The sequence below is a fragment of the Streptomyces sp. NPDC048142 genome (assembly GCF_043202835.1).
Classification (GTDB): Bacteria; Actinomycetota; Actinomycetes; order Streptomycetales; family Streptomycetaceae; genus Streptomyces.
In genome coordinates this window covers 12,661-29,001 of sequence record NZ_JBIDBC010000008.1, presented here as the reverse complement: position 1 = coordinate 29,001, position 16,341 = coordinate 12,661, and the positions used below count along the sequence as shown (strand labels likewise).

At 68.1% G+C, this 16,341-nt stretch carries 15 protein-coding genes and 1 pseudogene; 8 read left to right on the top strand and 8 right to left on the bottom strand.

The features are described 5' to 3' along the window. Positions 1–79 precede the first annotated feature (79 nt). The 6 genes from ACGF2Y_RS12875 (at position 80) to ACGF2Y_RS12850 (ending at position 5,880) form a co-directional block, all read left to right on the top strand. Positions 80–244 (top strand): helix-turn-helix domain-containing protein, encoded by a 165-nt coding sequence (locus ACGF2Y_RS12875; protein WP_392945820.1) that lies wholly within the window; start codon positions 80–82, stop codon positions 242–244. A gap of 1,214 nt (positions 245–1,458) precedes the next feature. After that, positions 1,459–1,818, top strand: a complete 360-nt coding sequence (locus tag ACGF2Y_RS12870; RefSeq protein ID WP_392945818.1) for a hypothetical protein — start codon at positions 1,459–1,461, stop codon at positions 1,816–1,818. 203 nt (positions 1,819–2,021) lie between these two features. After that, positions 2,022–2,750: a hypothetical protein gene (locus ACGF2Y_RS12865; protein ID WP_392945816.1), complete on the top strand. Its 729-nt coding sequence runs from the start codon at positions 2,022–2,024 to the stop codon at positions 2,748–2,750. 183 nt (positions 2,751–2,933) lie between these two features. Then, the gene (locus tag ACGF2Y_RS12860) at positions 2,934–3,221 is read left to right on the top strand and encodes a hypothetical protein (protein ID WP_392945814.1); all 288 of its coding nucleotides are present in this window, start codon (positions 2,934–2,936) and stop codon (positions 3,219–3,221) included. 471 nt (positions 3,222–3,692) lie between these two features. Further along, positions 3,693–4,427 (top strand): histone-like nucleoid-structuring protein Lsr2, encoded by a 735-nt coding sequence (locus ACGF2Y_RS12855; RefSeq protein WP_392945812.1) that lies wholly within the window; start codon positions 3,693–3,695, stop codon positions 4,425–4,427. Between the two features lie 88 nt (positions 4,428–4,515). Continuing rightward, positions 4,516–5,880, top strand: a complete 1,365-nt coding sequence (locus ACGF2Y_RS12850) for a hypothetical protein (protein ID WP_392945810.1) — start codon at positions 4,516–4,518, stop codon at positions 5,878–5,880. A gap of 753 nt (positions 5,881–6,633) precedes the next feature. On the opposite strand, the gene ACGF2Y_RS12845 is transcribed toward ACGF2Y_RS12850, so the two are convergent. From ACGF2Y_RS12845 to ACGF2Y_RS12835, 3 genes are read right to left on the bottom strand one after another with little or no spacing between them, the layout of a single operon-like run. Next, complete coding sequence (locus ACGF2Y_RS12845) at positions 6,634–7,470, bottom strand: helix-turn-helix domain-containing protein (RefSeq protein WP_392945808.1); 837 nt, start codon at positions 7,468–7,470, stop codon at positions 6,634–6,636. Then, on the bottom strand, positions 7,454–7,978 hold the full coding sequence (locus tag ACGF2Y_RS12840; protein ID WP_392945806.1) for a DUF6879 family protein: 525 nt from the start codon (positions 7,976–7,978) through the stop codon (positions 7,454–7,456). The genes ACGF2Y_RS12845 and ACGF2Y_RS12840 overlap by 17 nt, the downstream gene beginning before the upstream one ends. Further along, positions 7,962–8,168: a hypothetical protein gene (locus ACGF2Y_RS12835; protein WP_096629200.1), complete on the bottom strand. Its 207-nt coding sequence runs from the start codon at positions 8,166–8,168 to the stop codon at positions 7,962–7,964. Before ACGF2Y_RS12835 ends, ACGF2Y_RS12840 begins: the two co-directional genes overlap by 17 nt. A 207-nt stretch (positions 8,169–8,375) precedes the next feature. Here ACGF2Y_RS12835 and ACGF2Y_RS12830 point away from each other — a divergent pair. Then, positions 8,376–8,513 (top strand): annotated as a pseudogene (locus tag ACGF2Y_RS12830) (transcriptional regulator); the annotation flags it as partial. 21 nt (positions 8,514–8,534) lie between these two features. Here the strand turns inward: ACGF2Y_RS12830 and ACGF2Y_RS12825 are convergent. From ACGF2Y_RS12825 to ACGF2Y_RS12810, 4 genes are all read right to left on the bottom strand, one after another. Next, positions 8,535–9,869: an AAA domain-containing protein gene (locus ACGF2Y_RS12825; protein WP_392945804.1), complete on the bottom strand. Its 1,335-nt coding sequence runs from the start codon at positions 9,867–9,869 to the stop codon at positions 8,535–8,537. Positions 9,870–9,894: 25 nt separating this feature from the next. After that, positions 9,895–11,544, bottom strand: coding sequence for a hypothetical protein (locus ACGF2Y_RS12820; protein WP_392945802.1), 1,650 nt, complete (start codon positions 11,542–11,544; stop codon positions 9,895–9,897). Continuing rightward, positions 11,535–12,545: a hypothetical protein gene (locus ACGF2Y_RS12815; RefSeq protein WP_392946183.1), complete on the bottom strand. Its 1,011-nt coding sequence runs from the start codon at positions 12,543–12,545 to the stop codon at positions 11,535–11,537. Before ACGF2Y_RS12815 ends, ACGF2Y_RS12820 begins: the two co-directional genes overlap by 10 nt. 106 nt (positions 12,546–12,651) lie before the next feature. Further along, positions 12,652–13,665, bottom strand: coding sequence for a phosphatase PAP2 family protein (locus ACGF2Y_RS12810; RefSeq protein ID WP_392945801.1), 1,014 nt, complete (start codon positions 13,663–13,665; stop codon positions 12,652–12,654). A 249-nt stretch (positions 13,666–13,914) separates the two neighbouring features. Between ACGF2Y_RS12810 and ACGF2Y_RS12805 the strand changes: the two genes are divergently transcribed. Next, positions 13,915–14,511: a histidine phosphatase family protein gene (locus ACGF2Y_RS12805; protein WP_392945800.1), complete on the top strand. Its 597-nt coding sequence runs from the start codon at positions 13,915–13,917 to the stop codon at positions 14,509–14,511. 115 nt (positions 14,512–14,626) lie between these two features. On the opposite strand, the gene ACGF2Y_RS12800 is transcribed toward ACGF2Y_RS12805, so the two are convergent. Next, entirely contained in the window at positions 14,627–16,042 is a 1,416-nt protein-coding gene (locus ACGF2Y_RS12800) for a tetratricopeptide repeat protein (protein WP_392945798.1), read from the bottom strand. Positions 16,043–16,341: the final 299 nt, after the last annotated feature.

Below are 16,341 nucleotides of genomic sequence, written 5' to 3'. Positions count from 1 at the left end.
CTCCACCGTGTACAACTGGAGATGAGCGGGCGGGAAGCGGGCGGAGACACCGCCCACCGGGACAGCTCTACAGGGATCGATGAACAAGCTGATGACATTGGACGAGGTTGCGGCATATCTGGGGAAGCCATGCTCTTGGGTTTACGGGAACTGGCGCAAGGAAGAGATCCCGTTTCGGAAGGTGGGGCAGGCGCTCCGGTGCCGTCCGGCCGACTTGGAAGAGTGGCTTGATCGGCAGTCTTAGTTAGTTCGATAACAGTTGTGGCCCCCGAGGCGTATCGGGGGCCTTTTTGTTTGCTCGATAGGGGGAATCGTGGAAATTGTTGAGATTGAGCTGACCTGTGGCGGGCCGCGCTGCGGAGAGATTTGGGTACACGAGAAAATTAGGGGGATGCCCGGAAGGAACCCGGGGACCAATCCCGATCATCCAGAATGCAAGCGAGAAAAGGAAAATGGAGGCCGGGCGCGCAGGCGAGCCCAGGCAAGGGCTGAAGGAGTACCGGAATCTGAGCGTTCACGCGAGGACTGGAAGCCGCCTAAGCTTTCAGGTGTCACGGCAGCAGAGCTGAAAGAAATGAGGGAGTCTCAACACGGGCACGACGAGAGGACGCGCCGAGATCCCTTTGCGAGTGCGCGCGCACTCCTGGAATTTCAGGCCCTCGAAGGGGCCCCATGCGCGGACGACCACTTCTTTCTCACGCGTAAAGATAGTGAGAGGTTTCGCTACATCTCGAAATCGAAGGTGCCGGAGGTCAAAGAATGGCTCAGTCGTAATGAAATGCCATCTGAGGAGGATCCGGGGGTTCCCGGTCCTCGCTTCGGATGCGTCGACGATCATCACTGGGCTGGCACAATCATAGGATCGACAACCGTTCCTTGGCATGGGTTCGGTGAAGCATTTCAGCCAGTGAATGAGAGGCCACGAGAAGGTCGTGCAGACCCCTGGGCCAGCGATCCCGAAGAGTGGGCAGAGGACAACGTAGACAAGCTGTGCGAGCGAATAGACCGTGAGCGTGGCTGGCGCGGCTGGCACGGCGTGGGACCCGTTTGGGGCCCGTCACCCCTGGGCCCAGTGCGACAGAGGAAAGTGGACTGATCACGGGCAGGCCGCCCTTTTCAGGGGCGGCTTGTCCATTCTTTCCATAGCTATTGGAGGAGCAATCCTCTGGAGTCAAGGCCGCTGGGCGGCGGCCCTCTGACGCGGACGGGAGTCCGGGCCTGTTTGAAGTCCAGAGCATGTTGTGAAGATGCTCGAATGCAGCTCTGCGGATACCTGCCTGTGACACCACAGCGGCAACAACCGGGAGCAGCCCTCTACCCCATGAAGTTGATTGTCTGGGGGTAGGGGACCTGTCTTCTCTTACGTTGTCCTGTTGTGAACTGGTTAGAGGCCGCCTTAGAGCGGCCTCTCTGCTGATATCCCTACTTTTACTTCTTAGGTTATTTGGAGGTGTCGCCATGAGCGACGCAGAACAGATTCATGAGACTTCGGATCCTGATTCGGAGATTGTGGCTGATCCCGCTGAGGCCATCCGGTCCGAGGTCGTGCGGGAGTACGGTGGAAAACTGGCTAAGGCCGAGTTCAGGGCCCAGGCCGCTATTGAAGGTGTCCCGCTTTCTTCCGAGTTTATTGATCTGTTGGACTTCTCGAAGCTGGTTGGCGAAGATGGGAACCCTTCGGCCGAGGCAATCAAGACTGCTCTACAGCCCTTCCAGGGTTTGCGGGAACCGGATTTCCCTCAGCTTGCGGCAGTTGGCCATCACCGCGTCGGCTCATCCGCCAAGGCCACTTCGCTTGACGCTCGACACCGCGTCTAATTCTTTTGGAGGCACCATTGGTTATGCAGTATCAGAACTCAGATTCGCATACATTTGTTCCGGAGCTCTGGGATACAGAGCTTCTTACATAGTTTGATCCACTACTGGTTTGGGCATCTCCGCTTGTCTCAAACCGCAAGTATGAAGGAGAGATCCGTAAGCGGGGGGATGTTGTTCACGTCAACTCTCTGGTCCGCCCGACTGTGGGTGACTATGTCCTACCGGACGGCATGACGGCACAGCGACCGGAAATGGTGGATCAGAAGCTTCCGATTACCGAAGCGAAGTATCTACAACTTCTTGTTGAGAATGCGGAGCGGGTGCAGCTTGCTGCTGGTGCCCTGGATTCACCTATCAATCAACAGATGATTCGATCTCTTGCCCGCGAAGCTGACACGTTCATGGGCGGGGTAATCGCTTATGGTGCCACGGCGCTACCCAATATCACTGTGACCGCTGGCAGCGCCCCGCAGGCGCTGTACAGCGCGATCCTGGACATGATGCTGTCCCTTGATGACAGCGACATCCCTGGAGGCCGCTACGTAGTCGTTTCACCAAAGGTGAAGCGATACCTCGTGGAGCATCCCTCGGTGGCTAACGCTGGGGCGTATGGGCACGGTGGAGTAACAGCCAACGGCGTCGTTGCGCGGCTGGCCGGTTTCACGGTCCTGTCCACCACCGCTATGCCATCTGGCGCGGACATCGTGGCGGGGCACTCTGAATTTGCTACGTATGCTTCGCAGTTCTCCGGCTTCCGGGTTGGGCAATCGGAAAAATTCCGGGCCGACTACATCGACACACTGCACCTGTATGGCGGAAAGATCGTGCGGTACCCGGACCTGGACACGAAGAAGGCAGACAACACCTTCGATGAGTCCAAGCGCACCAAGGGAATCGTAAAGACTGCTGTCGAGTGGCCCGCTGAGGCCTGATAGCTGAACCGTTCGGGGCCCCTGTCATCTCGGCAGGGGCCCCGTTTCGCTTGTTCTCCTCACGCTGGGTCGAGAGCCGGCGGAGCGGACAGTAATGGAAAGCAACAAACCGAACCTCTGGAGGTTAGTTTGCCCAAGCTGCGTAACCCGAACTCACAGCACTCTCGGTACAAGGGCCTGGACGTGCTGCCCAACAAACATGGCCTTCCCGTTCCCGAACTGCCATCTGTTCGGGAGTGGTCAACAGCAGAGCATGAACAGTGGCAGCAGTGGTGGGAAAGCCCGCAAGCTGGCCGCTGGGACGAGTCATACGTACCGACCGTGGCCGTGATGCTGACGTACTACGGCCACATCCTCACCGACACCGCGACAAGGGAACACTTCACCGAGTACCGGCAGTTGGCCACCTCCCTTGGCCTCACCGCTGACGGCATGAAACGCCTGGGCTGGACCTTCGAGGGGGACGAATGAATAGACGCGCAGCCAAAGCCGGAGCCGCCGGGAGCCACGACGGCGTACACCGGTCTGGATACGAGTGCCCTTGGGCAGATCCGCAGTGCAACACGTGTGTGGAGGAGTTCGCCATACATACCGTGTGGTCGATGACGGGAAAGGATCGGCCCTGGGGTGACCATCTAGAGCATGTGACGAACCATTGTTATTCCTGCCGAGAAGAATAGGCCGAAGGGCTTGGGGATTTGATTGGCAAACACGATGGAAGGAAGGCGCCCCCGGCGGTCCCCATTACTTTCTAATCACCTATTACCCCACCATTGAATTAACTAGAGTAATGCTTCAGTTACCGTTTCGTAATCATTTCGTGATAGGGAATGGGCAGGATGTTGATCGGTTCGCATCGCGTGATGCGGCGGCTGAGGGAGCAACGCTCCGGCCACTTACTGAGACTTCTGACTGCCCGACCGAATCAAAGGATTCCCAGCGATGCGCAAGACGGTTCTCGTACCCGTTCAGCACACCTTCTGCGATGCGCACATAGCGCGTGACGGTTCGGAGGTGGAAGCGGCCGAGACGCTGATCCTGGGACCGCGCACCTGGGACCTGTGCCTGGAACACAACGCCACCTTCGCGCGGTACCTGGTGGACACGCTTGGTGCGGGTGTCGCGGACGTTGCCGGGGCAGTGGATGAGCGGGTCTCTGTCGTTGCCCCGCCGGAGCCGGAGCCGGAGCCGGAGCCGGTAGCGGTGAGCGCGGAAGCGGTCCAGGCTGACCCTGCCCCGTCCGTGATGCTGGCTGGTGAGGTGCCGGGGTACGACTGGGACACGGCTCGTGAGGCGGTGCGGGACCTGGGTTACGCCGTGGTCGGCCGTGCCGATGACAGCACGGTCCTGCTCATCCTGGGAGAGGGCGGGGAGCGTAACGGTGCCAAGCTGACGGACGCTGCCGAACGTGGCATCCCGTGCATGGACGTGCGGGAACCCGGCAGGTTCAAGAGTGCCGTCTGTGCGGGTGAGTTGGTCGGCGGTGACCCGCTTCCCGCGCCTGCCAAGGTCGGACCCACGGTCATGTCCGAGCGTGAGCGGAACCGAGCCGTACGGGCCTGGGCGCGTGAGAACGGCCACGACGTCCCCGTCAGAGGGCGCATCCCGATGCACGTCCGTCACGCCTACGAACTGGCTCACCGGGACGCGAACGAGGGAAAAGCGGCAGCGGCCTGAGTGTCGCACTGTCCGTGCCGGGCGCTGAGTGCGCCCGGCACCCCCGGCCCGTGGCCGTCCAACTGACCCTTCTTGAGATAGAGGCAGCATGAGCACCCCCGTTTTCTACGGTCCGATCGGCCAGGCCGTCCGCAAGATCACGCCGTACGTGGAAGCCGACGCACTGGGTATCTATGTGGCTGTTCTGTCGATGTGGTCGGCCGCGATCGGTGGCACGGTCAAGGTGTCCTCCCGTGGCAACGCCCGCCCGGTGCTGCTGTGGTCGGCCCTGGTAGCCGGAACAGGGCGCGGGAAGGGAACCGCGCTCCGCGGTGCTCAGCACGTCGTCAGTGGTCCACTGGGCCGCTTCCTGGCCACGCACACCACGTCCGGCATCACATCTGGGGCCAGTCTCGTTCATCACCTCTGGGAGCAGCAGGAAGCCACAACGGAGACCGAACAGGGCCGGGACGTAAGGGCCCTGGTGGTCGAAGAGGAGTGGTCGGAAGTACTCCGCCGGGTGAAGCGTGACGCATCGTTCACGACCAAGCTGCGGGCAGCGTGGGACGGGGCCACCCTGCGCAACACAACCAAGGAAGCGGCCGAGGAAGTTCGCGATCCCGCCATGGTCTTGCACGCTCACGTCACTCCCTCCGACTGGACCCGGTACGTGGGCGAGTCGGAAGCGGCCGGAGGGTCCTACAACCGCATCCTCCCCTTCCTGCTCGGCTCCGTTCCCATGCTCGACGACGACCGCCTGAGCCTGCCCCAGGTGGACGGCAGCGAACTGTCCGACGCCTACGGGTGGGCCACCGCCCGCCCCCGCGTGATCACACTCTCCGAGGACGCCCGCCCGCTGTGGCGGATCGTCCGCCGCTACGCCCGCATCCTGGGTGAGACCCTGCCCGAGGGACAGGCAGTGTTCATCGAACGGACGGCAGAGCAGACACTCAGGGTCGCGGCCTGCCTGGCCGTCTCCGAGTGCTCCGAGATCATCACCGAAGAGATGCTGTCGGCCGCCTTCACGCTCGTGCGCCGCTCCGTTCAGGACGCGGTCCGGATCACCAAGGGGGCTGACGCTCCCAGAGGGAAGCGTCAGCCGGTCAGTCTTGCCGAGAAGGTACGGGCCCGCATCGAGATGCACGGCGGTCGGGCCACGTCCTCTCAGGTCCTCCCGTACGTGGGAGCGAGCGCGAGTGAGGTCAAGGCACTGTCTGAGGTCGTCGTGACCGTGGAACGGTCGGGAAAGACCGGCCGACCCTCCACCGTCTTCACCCTCCGCGATGACGATTCCCGTCACGCACAGGTCACCAAGACGGCCGCAGCCGGCCAGCGGACCGAAACGGACCGTAATGGTCTCAACGTCGTCCGCATGGACGCCTACCGCCCAGCCCCCCAGCAGGCACCGGAGCCCACGCCAGTGGAGCGGCCGGAACCGGCCAGGGGCTCCAACCCCTTCCACGCTCTCCTCTGATCACCCGAACAAACCAAATGAACGCCCCTGCCGCGATTAGCAGGGGCGTTCATTCGTTGGCCAGCGTCTCAGCTCCCGGCATGTGCCCTGTATCGGCAGCGCCGACATGAGCGTCAGCCGGTAGCCGGGGCACGGCTGCTCTCTATGGCCGGTGCCTGTGGTTTCCGGAACGCCGGGCCCGGTACCTGCCCCAACCGCGTCGCGCCGCCGCGAACACGGGCAGGGCAGGGGCTTGTGACTACTCGTCCCGGACCACCATGGCGAAGGAAGTGCAGATGCGCCGGAAGCCTCGATGGTTACTCCGGCCGGTATGGCTCATGCACTCCACATCGACCGCCGCAGTGTCCGTCGACGGCTGAGCCTGCCACTTGCAGTGCAAGCACTCCGCCTCGAAGGTCACGTCCGTGTCCGGGTGCTGCGTGATCCGGTGCCGGACGTACCGCAGAACGGACCGGCTCACCTCGGCCGCCGCGTCCTGTGCGGATGGTTACTGATCTCGACATCAGCATCCGTCGCCGCCGACAGATCGCCCCTGTCCCGTGCCGACTGGCGCTGAACGGCCAGAGCCTCACACACCCCACAACCAACCTTCGGTTTCGGGGGTGGCTTGGGAAGGGTCAGGTGTACCGGTCCGGTCATGGTCGTTTGTCTTTCGCTCACACCGTGCGCCTTTCCGACCGAGTTTTTCTAACCCCACCAGTGTCACCCTCATGCCGACATGGCCTATCGCTTATGCGCGTTGTTGGGTAAAGATCATCTGCGGCAGCTTTCTGCCCAGGTCGATAGATGTTCCCGTGCCGATTCCCCGAACAGTGCGCATTCTTCGTAGCCAGTAAATCGGCTAATCAAATCTTGCACATCCCGGCTGTCCCGGAAGACGATCGCTCCTAGATCCAGCTCCGCCGTCGCCAAGGTCTCGTCATATACCGTGAACGTATTTAGCGACCCGAAGCCGAAGTGCACACCGATGGGGATCACTCCGAGCTGAATGTTCGGCTGGCGGCTCAGCGATGCAAGTCGGTCGATCTGTATTGCCAGTTCATCAGGTGGGATGAGGGGGTACCTGACAGCTTGCTCGGTAAGAATGAACGTGAAGCGCTTCGAGCGGTCGAATAGGACTCGTTGTCGGTCGAGCTTCATGGCCACGGCTTTGGTCTGCTGCTCAGGCGGTGCTTTCGCCAGGCTGGCTCTTACATATTCAGGTGTGGCCAACAGACCGGTAACCATGGACAGCAGGAAGTAGCGGAAGGTGGTCGAGGACGCTTCGAGTCCGGCTAGCTGTAGCTGCTTCTTGTCCAGGCCCTTCCGGCGTAGCGTCCGGCCGTCCTGCCACTCGGTCTGCGCTATCCGTGCCAGGGCCATCACTTCGGCAGCGATGGCGGGGGTGGCTTCAAGGCCCCGTAGAAGTTGCTCGACATCCAAGAGTGAGGGTCGGCCCTTGTTGCTCTCGATTCGGCTGATCTTGGACTGGGACATGTTGCAACGCGCAGCAAGCCGGACTCCTGAGAGTCCGGCTTGTTTGCGGAGATGTTTGAGCATTGCCGCAAGTTCGCGTCCCGACTGGTCCAGCTCGTCAGGCTCGATTGCCACCGTTGACGTACTCCTTGAATGGCACAGATTCTGCGAGCGCTATGCGCTGATACTCGATGTACGGCGTCGGGTCGCCGTCGTACAGTTCTCGGCTGATCTGCGTACCGTCTTCTGCGTAGTTCATGAGGACAACTTCCGACCTGTCGAAAAGCCAGAAGTCAGGCACTCCTTGAAGGGGGTTGACCCGGTCGGTGACATCGAGGATGCGAATGTCGTCCCCAGCTTGAGAGTGCACGTTGTAGTACATGAACTCGAAGCGGAGATAGTCCGTGAGCGGCTGCGTGACGATATGGACTCGCCCCTTGGTCTTCCCCTCCGCCTTGATCTTCCGCAGGCTTTCCGTATAGCCAGAGGAGTAGTTGTCAGGGTCGATCCGCTGCCCGGAGAGAAAATCCCGGATATCGCCGTCTTCGCTCGGCACCCGGTACACGGGAAGGGTTTCGAGTCGCCACGCCTCACTCTTGAAGCCCCGAACCTTGGCCGTCCAGGCTTCACCATCCAAGAGCACGGAACGCCTCCCTCAGTACGCTCTCAGGGATCTCTACAAGCCCTTCCCCATCCGGGGCGGTGAACGCCTGGGACACGTCCCCCTGTACGACGAAGGAACCCGATGCGGTCTGGTAGACGTTCGGGCAGTCGTCGTTGTTGCAGTTGCCGTTCCCGTTGCCGGTAAGTCGGGTCAGTTCCTCGCGTGCCATGCCGAAACCCCCTTGTGAGTCGGCCCGGTTGGGCCGTTGACCATGACCGTACGAGGGTGGCCTTGTCGTCGTCTATGCACGAACGCGACTATGCGCGTTTTCGCATAAAGAGGTCCCAAGGGCTGTGGCCCATGGGAAGGGAGGTCAAAGCCGCGCAGCGTCTCCGAGCTGAGCGAGAACAGCAGAGGGCAACCGCCCCGGACCCCACTCGCCGCTGCCGCCACCCTCACGCAGCCCAGCCAGGTTGAGCTATACACCCGGGCCTTTGAACGGCTGTCACAGGAAGCCGGGCGTGGAGCGGCTGCGCGTTCTCTCATAGCGGGTGCGTTGGCGTCCCTGGGCTGACTGCCTGCACGTCACCGCAGCTCAGGGGCGCCAGGACACACGGTGCTCCAGGAGGTGAAGGTGTGTGGTAAACATTGCGTCCCAGCCGTCGGGGAACTTCACCGTGACGCCCAGCTGGACCGGCTCCGTGGACGGGTGCTCGTCCAGCAGGTCCGCCACCCCTTCCCGGCATACGACGATGCAGGCGTGCCGGTGCCGCGAGGCCAGCACGCACAGGCGTCCCGTCTCCAGGTGGAAGGCCGTGGCATCGGGGCGGCCCGACAGGGGGTGCAGCACCACCGTGACGTCGAACTCGCGGCCCTGGAGCCGGTTCGCCGTGTCCACCGCGACCCCGGTGACGCCCAGCTCCGCGAGGGCCGCCCGCACCGCCGCCGCCTGGTCCCGGTGGGCCGTGCCGACCGCCACCCGGTCCGCCGTGACCGGCACCGGCTCCTCGGCCCGCTCGCTCGTCGCGACGCCGCCCCGGTCCAGCAGCCGCCGGACCACCAGCGCCACCGCCCGTACCGCCTCGGGATCGGTGCGCGGGGTGTGCCGCGCCGGCAGCTCCAGCAGCCCCCACCCGGACTCCGCCGCCTCGTCCAGCACCCGGTCGGGACCAGACCCGTCCGACACCACCCCGAACGAGAGCTTCCGGTCCCCGTGGTCCGTACCGCTGCGGAACGGCGTGTACGGGTAGAACGCGTCCGACACCAGCGGGGCCGCCGACGCCGGGAGCCGCCACGACACCGGCAGCCGGTGCTGCGGCAGCTCCGGATTGTGCGCGAGCAGCGTGGACACCGCGCTCGCCGACGGGTCGTAGCTCAGCCCCGCCCACTGGTCCGCGCCGACGATCGAGAACGGGTCCAGCTGGCCCGGGTCGCCGACGAACAGCGCCCGCTCGAACAGCCCGGCCACGGCCAGCAGCGCGTCCGAGCGCATCTGGTAGGCCTCGTCGACGATCGCGTGCCCCCACGGCTCCACGTTCTTCACGTGCGCCCACTTGGCGGCCGTCGAGATCACCACGTCGAGCCCGGCCAGATCCGCCGCCTTCGCCGACTTCGTCACGTTGCGGAGGCCGTCCAGGACCTTGTCGTACGGGTCGGAGTCGCTGCTGTGCAGCCGCCCCACCGGCAGCTCCGGGTCCTTCTCCGCGAGCCGCACCACCAGGTCGTCGACCTGGGCGTTGGTCTGCGCGATCACCATCAGCGGATGCCCGGCGGCGGCCAGCTCCAGGGCCGCCCGGACCACCAGCGTCGACTTGCCGGCGCCGGGAGGCGAGTCCACGACGATGCCCCGGGAGGTGCCGCGCAGCGTGTCGTCGAGGATCGCGCCGGTCGCGCGCGCCGCCTCCGCGCCCGGGTCGAAGACGGTCCTCACAGCGGGTCCTCCCAGATGGCGGTCGTCACAGCAGGTCCTCCCGGGTCACGGGGTCGGGTCGCTCCGCGCGCACGGCGGCGTCCGCGCCCGGCGGGCCGCCGTGGGTCCACGGCGTCTCCTCCGGGTCCGGCAGCTTCGGGCCGCCGCGCTGGTCGTGCTCGAACAGGGTCCAGACGATCCGTTCCCCGGGTTTCGGCACCGAACCGGGCGCGGGCTCCTTGCTCCGGCCCATCCGGTCCAGGATCCGCAGCACCAGCAGGATCTCCCCCTCCTGCTCCTGGGGCGGATCCGGTGCGTACGCCACGAACTCCGCCGTCTGCGGCTTGCCGTCCAGCGAGCGGTAGACCTTCGTCCGCCCGCCCAGCTGGGGGCGCTCGTCGGTGCGGACGGTGACCAGCGGGCGCGGGGAGGGCCGCTTGGACTCGGTGTACGCCATCTCCACATCGGACACCGTGGCGAGGAACGCCTCGCCCGCCAGCCGCCGCCCCGCCAGCACCAGCGGATCGTCCAGCGCCTCCTGCGCCTCCAGCTGGGCCTGAGCGGTCTCCCGGGAGGCCAGCTTCCGGGCCGCCGTCACCGCGTCGTCGCGGCGCGGCTGCGGCGGCTCGCCCGAGCGCACCCGGTCCCGGTGCCCGGTGAACGACCACCGGTCCCGGGTCCAGCGGTCCTGGACCCGGGACCCCTCGGGCAGCTCCCGCAGCAGGTCGAGACTCCGCCAGACCGCGTCCCAGGTCGGCAGCAGCACCTTCGCCAGCAGGGACCGGATCTCCCGCTCGGCGTCGCTCAGCTCACCGAGGCGGGCATCCGCCGCGAGGCCGTCCTCGGCGGACGCGAACGCCGTGCGCGCCCGGTCGTACCGCTCGATCGCGGGGGCGAGGAGGCGGTTGTCGAAGTCCGGGTCGGTGGCCGGCCCCGCGGGCGGGCACAGCAGCTGGCCGTCCCCGTCCCGGGCCAGCTCGGCCCGGAGCGCGGCCTCGGCCCCCGAGGAGCCGGCCGGCGGGTCGATCCAGGCCAGCAGCGCGCCCAGGTGCTGGTCCTCCAGGCTGCTCTGCCCGGTCGCCCAGTGCCGGTTCAGCAGATCCGTGACGGCAGGCAGCAGCGAGGAGCCGGGCACCCGGGCCCGCTCCCCGTAGTGCGTCAGCCAGCGGCCGAGCAGCGGGACCCGGGCGGGGGCCGGATACGGGGTGTCCGGATCGTCCTCGGCGGTGCGGCGGAACCGCATGGACCGGCCCAGCAGCCGGACGAACTCGACGCCCGCCCGGCTCGGCACGATCAGCTGGGCGGCGTCCGTGCACAGCTCGGCCTCGTCCTTGGTGCTCTCGCCGGTCGCCGGATGCGTCTCTCCGCCGGCCTTCGGCCGGGAGGCGCCCCCTTGCCCGGCGGGCTCGACGACGTCCGCGTACGCCTCGATGTGCGGCAGGACCGCCTCCGCCAGCTCGGCCAGGAACGCGAACCGCAGGTCCCGGTCGCGCGGCTGGGCGACGGCCAGCAGCCGGGGCGCGTCCCGGTCCGTGCCGACCAGCGCCCCGAGCGGGGCCCCGGCCTCACCGGCGGTGGTCAGCGGCACCAGCACGAGCGGCCGGGCGGTGAGATGACGGTGCCGGACGGTCGCCAGCGGCTGGGCGCGGCCGGTGTCGACGGCCTCCAGCCGGGCCAGGGTGGTGATCAGTGACATGCGGCCGCACCCTCCCGGCCCTCCGGCGCCCCGGCGCGCGGAACGGAGGCACTTTCCAGCGCTTCGGCGCGCAGTGCGGCGGCCCGGCGCAGCGCGGCGACCGTCGGATCGGCGGGATCGCCCTCCTTGCCCGCGGCGGCGGCCAGCACCCCGGCCACCGTGGTCAGCCCGCCCAGCTCACCGCGCACACCGCGACCCAGCGCCTCCACCGCCCCCTCGGCCCGGGACTTCGCCCGGCAGTGGAAAGCCAGCTCGCAGGCGGCCAGGCACTCCGGGGCGTAGGCCGGGGGCACCGCCGCCACGGCGGCGTCCAGCTCCGCCGGCGGGCACGCGGGATCGAACGTCGTCCCCTCCGGCAGCCCCGCCGCGATGTCCTCGACGCGCGTCAGCCGGGTCAGCTGCCGGCGGGTCACGGCGCGCTGTTTGCGTACGTCCACGACGGAGGCGGTCGGCAGGTTCGAGAAGTCCTTGGGGCAGACCAGCAGCACCTGGTGCCCGACCTCCGCGCCCTCGGTCACCGCCGCGACCCGCTCCAGCGCCAGCACGTACACCGCGGCCTGCCGGGCGGCGGCACCGACCTTCGACGCGTCGGCCGACGCGTCGATCATGGGGAACGACTTGATCTCGACGACCGTCCACCGGCCGTCGGGGTGCACCACGACCGCGTCCGGCTCCAGATAGGCGGGGGAGCCCGCCACCTCCAGGGCCAGCATCGGGTGGTCCAGCAGGGTCCAGCCGCCCGCCGCCGTGGCCTCCCGCAGAGCCAGTGCGGTGCGCGCGGCGCGGCCCTCGGGTCCGGCTGCGCTCAGATCGGGGGTGGCGGCATCGCCGGCGGGCGGCGGAGCACCGCCGCCGAGCCGCTCGTCCAGCAGGCGCAGCAGCTCGGCGCCGCCGTCGGCCTTGACCTTCGCCTCGAACGCGTTGCCCCGCATGAAGGCGAACTGGGACTGCCCGAAGGGGGCGGGGGAGCCGAGCGCGGTGGCCAGCACGCCCTTGTCCACCCCGGCGCCGTCGAGCAGGGCCCGCCGTTTGCAACCGGGGTTGGCGGCGAGGGCGGCGAGGGCGCGGGCGTCGAGCGGGTGCGGTGCGACGGAGGGGCCGCGCAGCTCAGCGAGCCGCTGCCGGAGCGTCGTCGCTCGCGGCCGCGACGGCGGCGTCTCTGGCGCTCGCGCCGCCGACTGCCGTGCCGGGGGGATCTGCGGAGGTGGTCCGCTGGCCGGGGATTCGCTCACCCGGGGAAGTCTTGCACCCGGCACTGACATTCGGGGACACCGTCGCCGGAACATCCTCGGCGACGGGGCCCCGGCCGCTCCGGAACCGCTCGGTGAACAGCGCCGCGACCGGGCCGGCGACCCGGACTCCGGCCCACGCCTTGAACCGGTCGGCCAGCCGGATGACGGGCCTGGTCAGCAGGGCTCCGATCCCCATCACCGCGGCGCCCGCGACGGCGTCCAGGAAGTAGTGGTTGGCGGTGCCCATCACGACGATCGTGGTGATCAGCGGATAGGCGATTCCCGCCGCCCGTACGAGGGGATGGCGGCCGTGCCGCCACAGCAGGATCCCGCACCAGAGGGACCATCCGACGTGCAGGCTGGGCATCGCCGCGTACTGGTTGGTCATCCCGCTCAGCCCGCGCGGGGCGCTCGCCCCCGCGCCCCACCAGCCGTAACCGCTGTACTGCGCCATCGTGTCGACGAATCCGTGGCTCGCGTCCAGCAGCCGGGGCGGACAGGTCGGCATCAGCGTGAAGCCGACCAGCCCCAGCAGCGTGGAGTTCATCAGCCAGACGCGGGCCGCACGGTACGCCGCCGATCTGCGCCGGAACATCCATATGAGGACGGCCGGGGTGACCAGGTAATGCAGGGACGCGTAGGCGAAGTCCGCGGGTATCCCGAGCGACGGGGTGCTGGTGAAGAGACGGTTCAGCGGATGCTCGGCGTTGAGGTGCAGCGCCTGTTCCAGCCGCAGGATCGCCAGGCCGTGGTCGACCGCGGTCGACACATCGCCCCGCACCAGGAGCCGGCCCACCGAGTACAGCGCGTACACCACCGCGATCAGCGGCAGCTCCGTCCACCAGCGGGGCCGATGACCGGTCGCGGGCGGCGCGATGGCGTGCGGCATCCGGTAGCTCTCCCCATGTTCATACGGCCGACGACGGGCGTTCAACCGTACGGCGGCACCGTGCCACCGCTTCCCCCGGGGCCCCCTTCCGGAGATCCCGTACGCAGTGGTTCCCGCCGTGGCCCCAGGCTTCGGCGGGGGGACTGCTCCGTGAGGGACGCCGGCACGGCCCGGGAGGTTGCCTGCCGGTCCGGTACGGGATGATGGAAGGCCCAGTACCAGCGTTCCAGCGTTTCAGGGAGAGCCGTCATGGCACCGCGCATCCTGCTCGCCCGGCACGGCCAGACCCAGTGGTCGGTCCGGGGCAACCACACCGGCAGGACGGACATCCCGCTCCTGGACACCGGGCGCGAGGGCGCCAAACTGCTCGGCGAGCGGCTGCACCGGGCGCCCTGGGCGGGGCTGCCCGGCGTCGAGGTCCGCACCAGCCCGCTCGTCCGGGCCGCGGAGACCTGCGAACTCGCCGGGTTCGGGACGCGGGCCGAGCCGTGGGACGCGCTGATGGAATGGGACTACGGGGCGTACGAGGGGCTGACCCCGGCGCAGATCAAGGCGGACCGGCCCGACTGGCTGATCTGGCGCGACGGGGTCCCGGACGGGGAGTCCGTCGCCGGCGTCACCGCCCGCGCGGACGAGATCGTCGCCTGGGCCCGCTCGGCGGACCGGGACGTCCTGGTCTTCGCCCACGGCCACATCCTGCGGGCGCTGGGCGCGCGGTGGCTGGGCGAGGACCTGTCCTTCGGCGCCCGCATCCGCCTGGAGCCGACGTCGCTGTCGGTCCTGGGCTGGGCGTACGGACTGCCGGCCGTGGAACGCTGGAACGACACGGGGCACCTGGAGAGGTAGCGGGGTAGCGGGTAGCGGTATCAAGCCCGGACGGGCGGTCCTTCGACGGAACCCCGGGCCCACCCGAGCGCGTGCGGCGCTTGAGGACAAACCCCTCGCCCGGACGGGCGGGTGTTCAGGGTGAGGCCGACTCCCGGTGGCGGGTCAGGAAGCCCGCCACCGGGGCCGCCCCGGCCCGGGGTTCCAGCACGCGCGCCGCCCCCGCCAGCATCCCCCGGATCCGCGAGGACTGGACCCGGGTCAGCAGGTCCAGCACCTGGTGCCCCGTCGCCGCCGCCTCGTCCGCGCGGCCCGCCCTGGCCAGGTCGCCCGTGAGCTGGGCCCGGTACAGCGCCAGGTTCCGGGTGAAGTGCGGGTCCTGGAGCGCCGTCGCCCGCCGTCCGTGGCGCGCGGCACGGGACCAGTCGCCCAGCGCCGACCAGCACTGCGCCTCCAGCAGCTCCAGCTCCGCCTCCCGGAAGAAGCTCATCCACTCCGGATCGCCCGCCGCCGGGCCCCGGTCGAACGCCGCACGGGCCCGCCCGATCGCCAGGTCGCACCCCGTCCGGTCCCCGAGCCCCGCCCGGCCCCCCGCCTCCCGCAGTGCCAGCAGCGCCAGCAGCCGGGGCGACCCCAGCGTGCGGGCGGCCCGCTGCCCGGCCTCCGCCGCCCGTACCGCCTCCCGGGGCCGGCCCGCGTCCCGGGCCAGGAACGACGTGTTGCAGAACGCGTGCGCCTCAAGACCCGCGTCCCCGGCCAGCCGCGCCGTGGCCAGCGCCTCCGCGTAGTGCGAGCGGGCGTCGTCGAAGCGGCCCGAGTCGTGGGCCAGCCAGCCCACCGAGATGGCCAGCTCGCCCGCGCCCGCGTGCAGCCGGTCGGAGGTGGCGCGCCGTGCGGTGGTCCCGGCGTCCAGCAGTTCGTACGCCGCGCGCAGCGGCTGCGCGGCCCGCCGGTAGAGCCCGTCCGCGCCGTGCCGGTCGTCCAGCAGCCGGATCTGCCGTACGGCGTCCTCGACGGCGTTCACCTCCGCCGAGCCGACCCGGCGCTGTGCGGGCAGAGAGACCCGGGCGGCGGAGGCGGGCGCCCCGCCGAGACCCAGGGAAGCGGCCGCCACGGTGGCGGTGCCGCTCGTCATGAACACGCGACGCAGCACGTCGCTCTCCTCGGGGATGTCGTCGGTTTCGGTGTCGCGGTGGAGAAGGGCGGGGCCGGAAGGCGGAGGTGCGGCGGCCGGTGCCGAAGCGGCCGGCACGATCGTGGGCGGGGGTTCGGACACGACCCGGGCGCCCCGCCCCCGTACGCTCTCGCGGGCCGAGAACCCCAGGTCGGCCAGGGACGCCCCGGGGAACATGTGCAGGAAGACGCGTTCGTAGGCGTAGTTGGGGCAGCGGATCTCCCCGGACTCCACGCGCCCGATGTACCGGGCGTCGCACGCGACCTGCTCCCCGATCTCCCGTGCCGCTCTGCGGACGGCCGCCGCGAACTCCCCGGCGGAGCGCGGTCCGCGCAGCCGACGGAAGGCGAGGTTGGGAACTGCCGCTGTCGACACCATGGCCGGCCCCTCTCTGGTGCGGCCGGGGTCCGTGGTTCCCGGTGTCCCGGCGGAGCAAGAACGTACCTGCTGTGACGGCACGCACACACAGCGTTTCGTGGCGAAAGGGGCATATCGCCCCTGATCCGCCATGAACTGCCACCCTTTGCGGCGGTGTGGGCCCGTAGCCCTTGACGCGCTCGCGGCGTTGGTCCATGCGGAGACGGAGTGTGGCTCCGTTCGGCGATGAGAGGAGGGGTTCCCTTGTTGCATCTCGGCAGGGAGACCGGCTCACGGACGACCGCGACGAACCCGAAGAA

Excerpts from the sequence above, each read along its gene's own strand:
- ACGF2Y_RS12875 (WP_392945820.1), top strand. The coding sequence starts at position 80 with ATGAACAAGCTGATGACATTGGACGAGGTTGCGGCATATCTGGGGAAG.
- ACGF2Y_RS12870 (WP_392945818.1), top strand. The coding sequence starts at position 1,459 with ATGAGCGACGCAGAACAGATTCATGAGACTTCGGATCCTGATTCGGAG.
- ACGF2Y_RS12855 (WP_392945812.1), top strand. The coding sequence starts at position 3,693 with ATGCGCAAGACGGTTCTCGTACCCGTTCAGCACACCTTCTGCGATGCG.
- ACGF2Y_RS12850 (WP_392945810.1), top strand. The coding sequence starts at position 4,516 with ATGAGCACCCCCGTTTTCTACGGTCCGATCGGCCAGGCCGTCCGCAAG.
- ACGF2Y_RS12835 (WP_096629200.1), bottom strand. The coding sequence starts at position 8,168 with ATGGCACGCGAGGAACTGACCCGACTTACCGGCAACGGGAACGGCAAC.
- ACGF2Y_RS12820 (WP_392945802.1), bottom strand. The coding sequence starts at position 11,544 with ATGTCACTGATCACCACCCTGGCCCGGCTGGAGGCCGTCGACACCGGC.
- ACGF2Y_RS12810 (WP_392945801.1), bottom strand. The coding sequence starts at position 13,665 with ATGCCGCACGCCATCGCGCCGCCCGCGACCGGTCATCGGCCCCGCTGG.
- ACGF2Y_RS12805 (WP_392945800.1), top strand. The coding sequence starts at position 13,915 with ATGGCACCGCGCATCCTGCTCGCCCGGCACGGCCAGACCCAGTGGTCG.
- ACGF2Y_RS12800 (WP_392945798.1), bottom strand. The coding sequence starts at position 16,042 with ATGGTGTCGACAGCGGCAGTTCCCAACCTCGCCTTCCGTCGGCTGCGC.